The organism is Westiellopsis prolifica IICB1 (assembly GCF_004323185.1).
Lineage (GTDB): Bacteria > Cyanobacteriota > Cyanobacteriia > Cyanobacteriales > Nostocaceae > Pelatocladus > Pelatocladus prolificus_A.
In genome coordinates this window covers 2,019,601-2,032,729 of record NZ_NAPS01000001.1, presented here as the reverse complement: position 1 = coordinate 2,032,729, position 13,129 = coordinate 2,019,601, and the positions used below count along the sequence as shown (strand labels likewise).

Here is a 13,129-nt window from a genome sequence, read left to right as displayed (position 1 = left end):
TTGTCTCCCTTGTCTCCCTTGTCTTGTTCCCGATCCCCAATCCCCGATCCCTTACCCCCGATCCCCGATCCCCGATCCCCTACTTCCCCCAAATCATATCTAAACGTTCTTGAGCAGTTTTGAGAGCTTTTTCAGGAGACTCACCCAATAAAGTAGCCTCAATGGCTCTCCCTAAACTATCAGAAATACGGCTATAACCAGCAATAATCGGTCGAGCGCGTGCTACAGACACTTGCTCTAAAAACATTTTTAGCACTGGTTTTTGGCTGACAAATTCTTGAAAAGCTTGACTTTGAGCAGATTTAATGTTTACTGGTAAAAAACCTGTGCCAATACTCCACTCAGTTTGAAATTCTTCACTCAAAACGTATTCTAAAAACTTGAATGCTGCTTGCTCTCTTTCTGGCGTAGTTTTCATCACAAACATATTCCCCGTACCTGTGACTGTAGCTTGTTCAACTTCCCCAGGTATGGGAAATACATCAAAATCGACATCAGACTTCATAATATAAGTCCAAGGACCAGTAATTTGCATCGCCACTTTACCAGCGATAAAATTATCTTCCTCATAACCTCGTTCTGGTGCGGATAGTTTTGCTGAACCATCTTTCATTAAATCTTGCCAAAATTGTAAGGCTGCGATCGCTCCTTTGTTCAGCAAATCTGGTTGATTATCTTTGACAATCTCTCCCCGCGCACCTAATAAAAAGGGAAACCAACTAAATACAGTCCATTCTTGCTTTCCCAAGGGTAATAACATTCCGTATTGTTCGGGGCGTTTGTCACCATTACGATCTATAGTTAATTTTTTCGCAACTTGGCGTAACTCTTCCCAAGTCTTTGGTAGTTCAGTTATTCCCGCAGCTTTAAATAAATCTGCTCGATAAAAAATCCCCATATTGCTCGTATATAAAGGGATTGACCAAGTTTGATTATTTAAGCGCAATTCTTCAAATAAACTGGGGAAAACTTCAGATTTTATAGGTGATTTTTCCAGCCATTCATCTAAAGGTTGAATCGCTCCTAATTCTACAAACTGACCTGTAACTTGGGGGTAAAATGTCAAAATATCTGGAGGTACATTACCCACAACTGCTGTTAATACTTTTGGTAATCCCTCTGCATAGACAGATTCGACTTGAATATCAGTATGAGTCTGATTAAATTTATTTACCAGCTTTTGAAAAACATCCCGATTTGTCGGCGGATTGATTGACTGCCATAATGTCAGATGAATGACTCCGGTGTCTTGAGGTGCTGGTTTCTGACAGCTAGTTAATATTAGACAAAAACTCAGGATAGCTCCCAAAACGAGAGCTTGCCTAGTATAGCTGGTTAATTGGTGAAAAAGTTTTTTGATATGAGATAGGAAAATAATGTTATTCATACCAAACAGTTAGCCAGACGAGGAAATATTTTCTAAAAAATTCTTAGATACACTAGTTTCTGCTCTAGTATAAATATAAGTTTTTGGTTCTGTAATTTTTCGAGTTCTAAAGATTTTTTCTGCCCTTTCCCATAAATCAGTATCCTCTCCATAAGTAAAATGACGAAATCCTCCCAACTCAAAAAAGACTTGTCTTTTACCAAAGAATGTTGGACCCAAAACGCAATCTTGTATGTTAATTAATTTATCCGGTTGATAATAATCAACTACGAAAATCTCTTCTTCAGTTGCAAAACCTCCTTCAATTAAGTCCACTTCTGGGTTGGATTTCATATATTCTAAACGTGATTCTAAATGGTTTTTTTTGTAACCATCATCACTATCTATGAATGTAATATATCGCCCGAAAGATGCTTGAATTCCAGCGTTTTTAGCGTAACACTGTTTTTTGTTTTTATGTTTTAGATAACGAATATTATTAAATTGTTGCAGATAATTGTTGACAATTGCAAAAGAGTTATCCTGACTACCATCATCAACTATAATCAGTTCCCAATCTTGAAAAGTTTGAGTAATAACACTATCAATACAATGATTTAAATATTTTTCTCTATTATAGGTACAGACAATTACTGATATTTCAGGAGTTGGATCAAAAATTACACTACTCATTTTTGGCTATGACTATTAATTTTACTAATAATTGTAATAAGCTGTTATGCATTTAAATTGTATATTTTACGATCAGGTTGTCAAAAGTCAAGAGTCCAGAGTCAAAGACTAGCTAGGACTTTGGACTCTTGACCCTCGACAGTGCTAACGCAAGAATATTTAATCTAAGCGCACATCAACTTATCACATCTCAGATATAAGAGATGTTATTTTAACAGGGTTTTGTAAGATTTTCCAAGAGGTTTGCAATTTAGACCTGAGAACACTTTCCATAAGGTAGAGAAATAAGGTATCTCACTATGTGTCTGAAACCTTAAACTCTTTTAGTTATCTCTTTGTGCAGCCTGCGTAAGCCGTAGAAGCGTCTACAAAATCACAAAAATTACTTTTCCTAACTTTGAAAATATCCTTTTGATTGGTTAGACAATCATAGTCTGAAAATAAATATATCAGATTATAGATATTTTTATACAAAATGATATTGTTTACATAATACAGAGTTTAATTACATAATAATAATGCCAATGACTAATATTTAGTATGATTCATTTTGGTACTATTTGCCCTACTGCAACTGGACATCTTAATACCATGACTGCTTTAGGGCGTGAACTAAAAAGGCGTGGTCATCGTGTTACTGTTCTTGGTATGCCGGATGCGGAAACTTATGCTCAAGCTGCGAGTTTAGAATTTCGCGCCATATCAGGTTCTGAGTTTCCTGTAGGTACAACAGCTAAATTTTATGAGCAGTTGGGAAAACTCAACGGTATAACAGCATTGCGCTATACAACTAGTTTATCTGAAAAAATAACGGGTTTATTTTTGCGAGACGCACCACAAGTTATTCAAGAAGCTGGGGTAGAAGCTTTAATAATTGATGAATGCATATTTGGAGGAAGTACTGTTGCAGATTTTATAAATATTCCGTTTGTGACAGCTTGTTCTGCATTGTTGAACGGTTTTGATGATTCTATTCCTCCAGTTTTTACAACTTGGAAATATAATCCAACTTGGTGGGGACGGTTACGTAATCGTGCTGCTTATGCATTGATGCTGAGTTTTTCAAAATCAATTCGGGAAGTAATTTCAGAATATCGTCGTCAATGGAAGTTACCTGCTTGTTCTAATGTTAATGATTTTTACTCCGTCTCAAAGTTAGCAATAGTAAGTCAGCAAATCACAGAGTTGGAATATCCAAGACCTAAATTAGCTGGGTTAGTTCACTTTACAGGTCCCCACTTTGACCATACAGGTAGAAAACCTATTGATTTTCCTTTTGAAAAATTGAATGGTCAACCTCTAATTTATGCTTCAATGGGGACATTACAAAATCGCCTCAATCATATTTTTTACAAAATTGCAGAAGCGTGTGTGGGGTTAGATGTTCAACTAGTGATTTCTCTTGGTGGTGGATTAGAACCAGAAGCATTACCAAACTTACCAGGAAAACCTTTAGTTGTTAAATATGCACCACAACTAGAACTCCTACAAAAAGCTAGTTTAACTATTTGCCATGCAGGAACCAATACGGTGTTTGAATCTCTGTATTACGGTGTACCTTTAGTGACTATTCCTATTACTAATGACCAACCAGGAGTAGCAGCGCGTATTGCTTGGACTGGTGTAGGGAGATTTATTTCTCCTTCTAGTTTGACTACTGCGAGATTGCGTCAGGCTATTCAAGAAGTGTTGACACAGAAATCTTACCAACAAAATGCTATGAGGTTACAAACTGCAATGAAGCAAGCAGGAGGAGTGACTCGTGCTGTTGATATTATTGAACAGGCAGTATCTTAATCTTAAACTTAGGCGACAGCATATCCCGTTATTAAAAGTTATGATTCAACAACCTGTTTTACCTTTTTTAAATCGTTATTGGCAAGATTCATTTAGCTTAAAACAGCATCTCAAAGATTTTTTGCATATAGATGCAGAAACTCTGGAGACTAAATTAGCAGCTGGTCAGCAACAAATGGCTGCTTTAGGTCATAAAGATTTTGACTGGGAACAAGCAACGGCTTTTTATCAGGATAAAGTTAAAGAGCTTTATTTATTTGATTTAGGAGCATGGCATTTATCAATTCATGAACGTCTTGGTAATATGCTACGGTTAATTGCAGATCATGCTCAAGGTAAGGTGTTGGATTTTGGAGGTGGAATTGGAACTCATGCAATTGGTGCTGCTTGTTGTCCTCAAGTTACAGAAGTAATTTATTGTGATATTAATCCGATAAATATTGATTTCGTGCGTTATCGGACTGCTCAATTGGAACTAAGTGACAAAATTCGCTTTTTTTCAGAAATACCTGAGAATGAAACTTTTGAAACTATTCTTTGCTTTGATGTTTTAGAACATTTACCAGACCCTAGTCAGCAGTTACTAAAGTTTGATCAAATTCTGACATCTGAAGGTAAGATGATTCTCAATTGGTTGTTCTTTAAAGGTTTCAATCAAGACCATCCGTTTCACTTAGATGATCCTCAGCTAGTAGATGCTTTTTTCCGCACTCTTCAGAGCAATTTTGTGGAAATTTTTCAACCTTATGACACCTTTGCGCGTTGTTATAGAAAATGGAATTAACTTCAAAAAAATCCGCTGATTTTTTTTCATGTCAAATCAAACGAGCATGAGTATCGTACCAAGGGAGTTTAAGTTGTAGTTCATTTAAAACCATTTTTCCTAAGGAAAATTGGTTGAAAAATCCGTTTGCTCCCAAAAGTCTGTATTGTAAAAAAATACGTTTGTAGACTTTGATAACTTCAGTTTCAGATAGCCAGTTTCCTGGTGTTTCTTCTCCAAAAAGTCCACTACTACCGTATTCAAACCGATGTTTGATATATTCACCTTCTTTGGCTGGAAAAGGACAAACTTGTTTAGGTACGTCTTTTTGGTTGATAGCTTTAAATTTTTTATAACCAAGTTCTTTTAACAGTGTTAATTCTGCTAACAGGTCATTCCATGATGTTTGTGTAGATTCTATCGATAGAAACTGAGGTTTGGTTCCAAAGCTCTGTAAAGCCTGTAAGCATAATAGATCAGCACCTTCAATATCAACTTTCAGATAATAAGGGATACCAAACTCCTGTAGAATATTTTCAAATTTACGCCCTTCTACAGTGGTAGCAGTAGAACGTGTCCCCAAAAAATCATTTCGACTGACAAAATCTAATGAAGTTGTACTCCAAATACTTCTATCCAAGTTGATGTAAAAAGTAACTGGTTGATTTTGGGATGATATAGCAAAATTGAGTAGAATAAGCTGACCAGTTTGTATGTATGCATCTAGTCTTTTCTTTGTACCCTCATAAATATCAGGGTTAGCTTCTATACCAATAACTCGAAATCCTTTTTTGAGGTAAAATTCAGTGTCCTCACCTGTGTGAACACCAACATCTATAATTAAGTTTTTATCCATATTTATTATTTATTATTTAATAGTTAACATACCTTGGTCTGCATCCAAAATTACTTCCACACCGACAGGTAAAGCTGCATTTGGTGCTTCATGACCAAAGGGTAAATCAGAGACAACGGGAATTCCTAAATCATTTAAGCGATCGCGCAAAACTTCTGCCACACTAAAACTGGGAACACCTGCTGGTGCTTCACAGTTAGTAAAACTACCCAAAGCAATCCCACGAACCTTAGACAAAGCACCACTCATTCGCCATTGCGTCAGCATTCTATCAATACGGTAAGGCGCTTCTGTCACATCCTCAAAAGCTAGGATGACACCATCTAAATCTGGTTGAATGGGTGTACACAGAAGATGGGTAGCAACAGTGAGATTAGCTGGTAACAGGATACCATTAGCGACACCGCCTCCCCAACCACAACCTTTTAAACCATTAAGGGAACGTCCTTCCACCCAATCAAATAAGCGTTGAATTGACCATTCTGGTTCATCAGCAATGGTGGTTAACAAAGGCGCATGTACACCGGAAACCCCCAGTTTATAAAGACTCCAGAGTAAAGCGGTGATGTCGGAAAAGCCGATGATCCATTTGGGAGTGGGGGTGTGGGGGGTGTGGGGAGTGTGGGGAGTAATAATATTTCCCGTGTCCCCATGTCCCCCATGTCTCCCTGTCCCCCATGTTCTCCCTGTTCCCCCTGTCCTCCTACATCTTCCCAATTCCAATTTTCCAAAATCCGGGTACTACCAAAACCACCTCTGGCGCAGAGAATACCACGACATTCGGGATCGTGCCATGCTGATGCTAGGTGATGACGACGATTTTCATCCCTCCCAGCTAAATAACCCCATCTGTCATTGATCTCTGGGATTACTTCTACTCGATAACCACGCGATCGCCAAATTTCTACTCCCCGTTCAAATGTCGTCAGTTCTCGCAAAGCACCGCTAGGTGCGATGACTCGCAGTAAATCGCCAGGTTGGAGAGGTTGTGGAATAATTATTTGAGATTGCATTGGTTTAGGTCAAAAATTAATGTTTATTGTTGGGTGTGGGAGTGTAGCGGGGGAGCATCCCAATTTTTCAATATACAGTTAAGAGTTTAAATCCTGTAGAGACGCGATAAATCGCGTCTGGTACTGGTAAAACCCCAAAATCATGACGAAAATTCTTAACCGAACCGTATTGCGAGTATAGGAGAAGTCATATTTTCGTGCAAAGGTTGTGGGATTTTCCGGTGAGAGACTAGCTTGAAACAAGAAACTCCAGGTTTCAAACAACAAACTCCAAGCATCAAACAACAAGGATATAAAAAAATCCACCACCAATGTAGACGCGCAAGCGTATCCCCAATCCCCGTTACCCCTTCGCCCCTAATCCCCACTCCCTTAGGGGAGTGGGGGCCCCGAGTTCCCCAAAGGGGACCCCTACCTTCCCCAATCCCCGATCCCCGATCCCCAATCCCCAAGATGCTTCCAAATATTTCTACAATTCCTTTACGCCAAATGGCTTCCGGTGATGGTTTATCACTACAAGTATATAAATTTATTGGTGCTTACCCCGGCAAAAAAGTTTACATTCAGTCTAATTTACATGGTGCAGAAATCGCTGGTAATGCAGTGATTCACCAATTAATTGAGTTTTTACTGACGCTCAATGATACTGATTTAGTAGGAGAAATTTGGTTAGTTCCTGTTTGTAATCCGATGGGAACCAATACTCGTGTGCATCACTTTTCACCTGGTAGATACTGTGTTTATGAGGCTAAAGATTGGAATCGTATCTTTTGGGATTATGAAAAAGAAGCTGATGATTTAGCTGTGTTTGCTAAATCTCAACTTCATTTAAAATGGGAGGTCGTCAAACAAAATTATCTTGCCTTAATTCAGCAAAGATTCACGCAACTTTTAGAAAAAATTAATTCTCCCAGTGGTGTACCTTATACTGAGAGGTTTCGCTACAAACTACAATCTCTGAGTTTAGATGCTGATTATTTAATTGATTTACATAGTTCTACCAATCAAGGTTTAAATTACCTTTATTACTTCCCAAATCGAGAAGATAGTGCGAAATACTTTTTACTCAATTTTGGGATTGTGCTTGATGAATATGACGGTGATGCTTTTGATGAAGCATTTATTAAACCTTGGTTAGCATTAGAAAAAATTTTTAAACAACTAGGAAGAGATGTCAAGTTTGATGTAGAAGCCTGGACACTGGAGTTAGGTATGGGTATGCAAATGAATCTTGATTCTGTAGCTAAGGGAATTTTAGGAATCAAAAATTATTTAGCATCTAAAGGAGTGCTAAAAGTTGCTGATTTTCCTTTAGCAAATAATGAAAATCACGAAATGGCTTTTAAAGCCAGAAGTCAGATTCAGAAATATTATGCTCCAGCAGGCGGAATGATTCAATCAAGAGTAGAATTGGGAAGTGAAATTAAAGCTGGACAGAAGCTTTATCAAATTCTGAGTTTCAATAAAGAAGGTAAGCTACCTCAAGTAATTGATATTTACTCTGAGCGAAATGGATTAGTATATGATGTAGCAACGAATCAAGCTGTGAATGAAGGGGAATTTGTACTGGGAATGATTTAGAACTGCAATAGCATTAAAAATATCCCCGACTTCTTTAGGAAGTCGGGGTTCTAACTCTTAAACTTATTGCTATATCTAGACATAATTCAACAAAGATACATAAATGTATATGTTCATCAATAAATATCTACTCTATCGGTAATTAGAACTAGGGTATTATTTAGTTTGGCTTTGTTAGTGAATCTTAACATTGACTGGGCTATAGGTTTTGAGATTTGGTGTGTGAAATGTATTTGGTAGTTAAATATATTTAGTAGTGGATTAAACTAAAGCAAAGGCAATAGCTAAAAACTTCAGGGTGATTCTATGTTTCTTTTGTCTCTACACACCAAATTACTAATTGCAAACGTAGAGTAAATGGAGTCACAAGTGACTAGTAATAATAATGACATCTTCTCTTTTGTTGGGGAAGTAATGATTCCACAAGCTCCTCCTGGTTTCAAATCAGGTTTTATCGGTATTGTCGGTCGTCCCAATGTCGGTAAATCTACGTTGATGAATCAATTAGTAGGACAAAAAATAGCCATTACTTCTCCAGTAGCCCAAACTACACGCAATCGACTGCGGGGTATTTTAACCACAAAAGAGGCGCAATTAATTTTTGTAGATACACCAGGAATTCATAAACCTCACCATCAATTGGGTGAAGTACTGGTGCAGAATGCCAAAATCGCGATTGAATCTGTGGATGTAGTGCTATTTGTGGTCGATGGTACAACAATTTGTGGTGCAGGCGATCGCTACATTGCTGATTTGCTGAGTCGCAGTAGTACACCAGTAATTTTGGGTTTAAACAAAGTCGATCAACAAACAGCAGATTCTCTGAATATAGATGAAAGTTACACCCAATTGGCAAATGGTTATCAATGGCAAACAGTAAAATTTTCTGCGAAAACAGGTACAGGATTGGGCGAACTACAGCAATTACTGATTCAAAATGTAGAACCAGGCCCTTACTACTATCCTCCTGATTTAGTAACCGATCAACCAGAACGCTTTATTATGGGCGAGTTGATTCGAGAACAAATTTTGCTATTAACCCGTGAAGAAATTCCCCATTCTGTGGCGATATCCATAGATAAAGTCGAAGAAACAACAAATGTTACCCGCGTACTCGCCACAATTCATGTCGAACGTGATTCTCAAAAAGGAATTCTCATTGGGAAAGGTGGATCGATGCTGAAAGCTGTTGGTAGCGACGCTAGAGAACAAATTCAAAAGTTAATTGCAGGCAAAGTTTATTTAGAATTATTTGTGAAAGTCCAACCAAAATGGCGTCAGTCTCGTATCCGTTTGGCAGAGTTGGGATATCGCGTGGAAGAATAAAGTTATTAGTCATTTGTCATTGGTCAATCGTCAACCTCTAACAGGATTTTGGATTTATTCCACAGAGAAATCTGCTTGCTCTGTACCCTGCTCGGAATGATTGGTCATTAGTAAATGACACATGACACATGACAAATGATAAATTGATAAAAAATGTATTTTGATACTTCTATTAATCTGTCTCCAGATGCTGAACCATTGCGGGTTTTAATCGTTGAAGATGATCCGATGATGCAATTGGGTTTAGAACAGTCACTAATGGCGCATCCCCAATTGGAAATTGTCGGACAAGCTGAAGATGGCTATTTGGGTGTACAAGCAGCGCTGAAACTTAAACCAGATGTGGTAGTCATGGATATTGGCTTACCCCGTTTAGATGGAATTGCAGCGACACAACAAATTAAAGCTGCATTACCCAATACTCACGTGGTGATGCTAACGTCTCATAAAACAGAAACAGAAATTATTGCTGCATTATCTAGTGGTGCTGATGCATATTGTATCAAAGGAGCAACGATAGAGCGACTTTTAAGTGCGATCGCAGCAGCTGTTGAAGGTGCAACTTACCTTGATCCTCAAATTGCTAGACAAGTTATCGAAAATCTCAAACCACCTTCCCCTAAAGGAAATGTTGCTAACCTTTCTGAACGCGAACTAGAAGTATTAAAACTGATAGTAGAAGGTTATAGTAACCCAGAAATTGCCGAAAAACTTTACCTTAGTCCCAATACTGTGAAAACCCATGTCCGGGGAATTATGAATAAATTATCGGTTGACGATCGCGTACAAGCAGCAGTCCTAGCTTTGCGTTCTGGGTTAGTTTGAATCAGTGATTCAGTTATCAGCAACAGACGCGATTCATCGCGTCTGTACAATTATCAGTGATCAAAGAGAAATAAGGGCGAAGCTTTTATACGATGAGATTTAGTTCTCGATTTCAAGATACCAATACAAATGCTACGCCCCTACTAACCAATAACAAATTTAATGATGTATCTCCAAATTGAGAATGTAGCATCCCAATTGGACTTTTCCTGCCCATAACTCATACTCCAGCCGTAAATTTTCCGGCAGTGGGTGTCCATTCAGGGTTAAGCTACGGGTAAAATTACGTAGGCGAATTGGCTGATGTGGTTTTAGGGACTCATTGGGCAACCAGTAGCGAGTAATTCCATATACACCTCGTTCCCAAAAATGCCGATAGCTCAACTGAGCATTTCCTTGCATAGTCATGGTTACTCGGTAGGGCGAAATCTCTAGCCATAATACTCTCGGACTACTGGGACTTAGTGCTTCTTTACTGTTATTGACAGTCGGTGCTGTCAACAGTAAATGAAAGCGATCGCGGTCTTTTTGATACAATGTTGCGGCAGTTTCAACAACAGACCAAAGTGGCAGATCTGTAGAAATCAGTGATAAGCACACGGGCTTGCGGTGATGTGTCAGCATGGGAGCGATAAAGGCTAAAAGCTAAGGAGTAAAACGAAGTCAAAAATCAGGCGATCGGCAATTAGTGGTAAGCAACTCAATGTTATTTAGCTAGGCTTTGATAAGCTGGACAAATTGGGCTTAAAACAAGTAAGATACCAATCTATGAAGCCTTCATCAGGCTTTTTCTAAATTTATCTTCAGCAATGATAGTTTACGTAGTTGCAATGTGCTGTAATCAAAGTAAACACACTTGTGCTTGAGCTATGTTCAGCTCAGGGGAACTTGCTGGTTACATTATAAGGAAGTGAGAGTAGTTGTAGAAGCGCAAAGCGTGACTTCCTGAAGTATTCAAATGCTACTGCCCATAAACAGGTAAAGTATTACTGTTTTGTCGGATTAGTGACAAATAGTCACGAGTGAAGATTTATCAGTTACTAGTGGTCTGTCCCATTAATTTTGCTGGCCTGCAAGATCCCCGACTTTTGAAAAAAAGTCGGGGATCTGTCTCCTCGTAACCCCTCAGAACTTATGCGACAGACCACTAGTTGATAACTGATAACTGTTTTGAGTAATTTTCATACAACAGAAAGCGATAGGATACTAGCGAGGAAGTAACTAGCACTTTGCCAAACTCAGTTTGCGGGGTTCGTAGTGAGCGCTTAAGCGCTCATGAAGGACTAAAGTCCTCACTACAAACTAGGCAAAAATCATTTGGTGAACTATTAGCAATCGCTTAAATCAGCGAATAGTAACAGCCGCAGTTATCAAGTTTATGGTGGGGAACTTATACCCAATAATGAAACTGATAACTGTTAACACTTTTGCTATTTATCAACTTCCTATACAGTCACAAGCCAGTTTATCCTAATGTCACCTTCTGTTATAACCGTAGAAACTAAAGAAAACGTTTCACAAAATTTAGTCATTCAGCCGCCTGCTTCTGGATTATCTTTACAAGGTGAGATTCAGATTCCAGGAGATAAATCTATTTCTCATCGTGCTTTAATGTTGGGTGCGATCGCTCAAGGTCAAACCCAAATCAAAGGGTTACTTTTGGGTGAAGATCCTTGTAGCACCGCTAGCTGTTTCCAAGCGATGGGGGCTGAAATTTCTGAGCTGAATAGTGAATTAGTAACAGTTACAGGTATTGGTCTGGGAAATTTGCAAGAACCAGCAGATGTGTTAAATGCTGGTAATTCGGGTACGACAATCCGATTAATGTTGGGATTATTAGCATCTCATCCAGGACGCTTTTTTACTGTTACAGGTGATAGTTCTTTGCGATCGCGTCCTATGTCCCGTGTAGTGAAACCACTCCAACAAATGGGGGCGCAAATTTGGGGACGTCAAGGAAATTCTTTAGCACCCTTGGCAATTTCTGGACAGGCTCTCAAACCTATTCACTATTATTCTCCCATTGCTTCTGCTCAGGTCAAATCCTGTATTTTGCTAGCAGGTTTGTTAACAGAAGGACAAACCACCGTCACAGAACCAGCCCTTTCCCGTGATCATAGTGAACGAATGCTGAGGGCGTTTGGAGCAAAATTAGATATTGACCCAGAAACTAATAGTGTCACGATTACCGGTCCTGCTCAACTCGTCGGACAAACAGTAATTGTCCCTGGTGATATCAGTTCCGCCGCTTTTTGGTTAGTAGCTGGGGCGATCGTACCAAATTCAGATTTAGTGATTGAGAATGTTGGCGTTAATCCCACCCGTACAGGCATTTTAGAAGCTTTAGCCATGATGGGAGCAGACATTCAATTATTGAATGAACGGGAAGTCGCTGGTGAACCAGTCGCGGATTTGCGGGTGCGTTCCAGTCGCCTAGAAAGTTGTACGATCGCAGGGGAGATTATACCCAGGCTAATTGATGAAATTCCAATTTTGGCAGTAGCCGCAGTATTTGCCGAAGGTACAACTGTAATTAAAGATGCTGCCGAATTACGGGTGAAAGAAAGCGATCGCATTGCTGTGATGGCGCAGCAACTAAATAAAATGGGAGCAAAAGTTACCGAACTACCTGATGGCATGGAAATTACAGGCGGTACTCCCCTAGTGGCTACAGATTTAGATAGCTATACAGATCATCGCATAGCCATGAGTTTAGCGATCGCCGCTTTAGTTGCCACTGGTAAAACTACGATCCACCGTGCAGAAGCAGCAAGTGTTTCTTATCCAAATTTTATTCCCACACTACAAAGTGTCATTAGTCAATAGTCATTGAGGATCGGGGATCGGGGATCGGGGATCGGGGATTGGGGAAGGTAGGGGTCCCCTTTGGGGATAAGGGGCAGGTGGGG

At 39.1% G+C, this 13,129-nt stretch carries 10 protein-coding genes and 1 pseudogene; 6 read left to right on the top strand and 5 right to left on the bottom strand.

Annotated features, from left to right (window positions below; translation table 11 throughout):
• Nucleotides 1-79 precede the first annotated feature (79 nt).
• Together B4U84_RS08630 and B4U84_RS08625 are read right to left on the bottom strand one after the other, a co-directional pair.
• On the bottom strand, nt 80-1,387 hold the full coding sequence (locus B4U84_RS08630; RefSeq protein WP_131116992.1) for an ABC transporter substrate-binding protein: 1,308 nt from the start codon (nt 1,385-1,387) through the stop codon (nt 80-82).
• 9 nt (nt 1,388-1,396) lie between these two features.
• Entirely contained in the window at nt 1,397-2,059 is a 663-nt protein-coding gene (locus B4U84_RS08625; RefSeq protein WP_131116989.1) for a glycosyltransferase family 2 protein, read from the bottom strand.
• 540 nt (nt 2,060-2,599) lie between these two features.
• On the opposite strand from B4U84_RS08625, the gene B4U84_RS08620 reads away from it, so the two are divergent.
• The gene (locus B4U84_RS08620; protein WP_131116986.1) at nt 2,600-3,856 is read left to right on the top strand and encodes a glycosyltransferase; all 1,257 of its coding nucleotides are present in this window, start codon (nt 2,600-2,602) and stop codon (nt 3,854-3,856) included.
• A 40-nt stretch (nt 3,857-3,896) separates the two neighbouring features.
• On the top strand, nt 3,897-4,640 hold the full coding sequence (locus B4U84_RS08615; protein ID WP_131116983.1) for a class I SAM-dependent methyltransferase: 744 nt from the start codon (nt 3,897-3,899) through the stop codon (nt 4,638-4,640).
• Nucleotides 4,641-4,671: 31 nt separating this feature from the next.
• On the opposite strand, the gene B4U84_RS08610 is transcribed toward B4U84_RS08615, so the two are convergent.
• Together B4U84_RS08610 and B4U84_RS08605 are read right to left on the bottom strand one after the other, a co-directional pair.
• A complete protein-coding gene (locus B4U84_RS08610) occupies nt 4,672-5,475 on the bottom strand; it encodes an FkbM family methyltransferase (RefSeq protein ID WP_131116980.1) in 804 nt (267 codons plus the stop codon).
• Between the two features lie 12 nt (nt 5,476-5,487).
• A pseudogene (locus B4U84_RS08605) lies at nt 5,488-6,488 on the bottom strand (S66 peptidase family protein).
• Between the two features lie 453 nt (nt 6,489-6,941).
• Here B4U84_RS08605 and B4U84_RS08600 point away from each other — a divergent pair.
• From B4U84_RS08600 to B4U84_RS08590, 3 genes are all read left to right on the top strand, one after another.
• Complete coding sequence (locus B4U84_RS08600) at nt 6,942-8,069, top strand: succinylglutamate desuccinylase/aspartoacylase family protein (protein ID WP_026082212.1); 1,128 nt, start codon at nt 6,942-6,944, stop codon at nt 8,067-8,069.
• A 414-nt stretch (nt 8,070-8,483) separates the two neighbouring features.
• Nucleotides 8,484-9,395: a GTPase Era gene (era, locus tag B4U84_RS08595; protein WP_026082213.1), complete on the top strand. Its 912-nt coding sequence runs from the start codon at nt 8,484-8,486 to the stop codon at nt 9,393-9,395.
• Nucleotides 9,396-9,548: 153 nt separating this feature from the next.
• On the top strand, nt 9,549-10,220 hold the full coding sequence (locus B4U84_RS08590; protein WP_017313777.1) for a response regulator: 672 nt from the start codon (nt 9,549-9,551) through the stop codon (nt 10,218-10,220).
• A gap of 159 nt (nt 10,221-10,379) precedes the next feature.
• On the opposite strand, the gene B4U84_RS08585 is transcribed toward B4U84_RS08590, so the two are convergent.
• Nucleotides 10,380-10,844, bottom strand: coding sequence for a hypothetical protein (locus B4U84_RS08585; RefSeq protein WP_026082214.1), 465 nt, complete (start codon nt 10,842-10,844; stop codon nt 10,380-10,382).
• 849 nt (nt 10,845-11,693) lie between these two features.
• On the opposite strand from B4U84_RS08585, the gene aroA reads away from it, so the two are divergent.
• On the top strand, nt 11,694-13,046 hold the full coding sequence (gene aroA / locus B4U84_RS08580) for a 3-phosphoshikimate 1-carboxyvinyltransferase (protein WP_131116977.1): 1,353 nt from the start codon (nt 11,694-11,696) through the stop codon (nt 13,044-13,046).
• Nucleotides 13,047-13,129: the final 83 nt, after the last annotated feature.